Origin of the sequence: Desulfallas sp. Bu1-1 (assembly GCF_015594625.1) — a bacterium.
In the GTDB taxonomy this organism is placed as follows: Bacteria; Bacillota; Desulfotomaculia; order Desulfotomaculales; family Desulfallaceae; genus JADNRQ01.
Window position 1 is genome coordinate 1 of sequence record NZ_JADNRQ010000103.1, and the last position, 264, is coordinate 264.

At 50.0% G+C, this 264-nt stretch carries 1 pseudogene; it reads right to left on the minus strand.

The annotated features are described in order from the left end of the window. Positions 1-264 (minus strand): annotated as a pseudogene (locus tag IT084_RS19170) (IS110 family transposase); the annotation flags it as partial.

Consider the following 264-nt stretch of genomic DNA (forward strand, 5'->3'; position numbering starts at 1 on the left):
CGAGTTTCTTGATAGATTGTTTAACGACGGACTGACGTCTGCGTTCTTCATAATAGGTTGGGCCTAGCTCAATATAAGGTTGCTTTCGTTGTAAAATATGGTAGACGATGGTCAAGATACTGTGTGCCACCGCCACAGCGGCACGATTCGCGCCACGCCTTGCGGCAATGCGGTGATACTGACTGGACAAATAGGTGTTCTTAGTTCGGGCTGCAGCCCTAGCTGCTTCCACCAGCGCGCTTCTTAGTTTTTGGTTACCCTTGC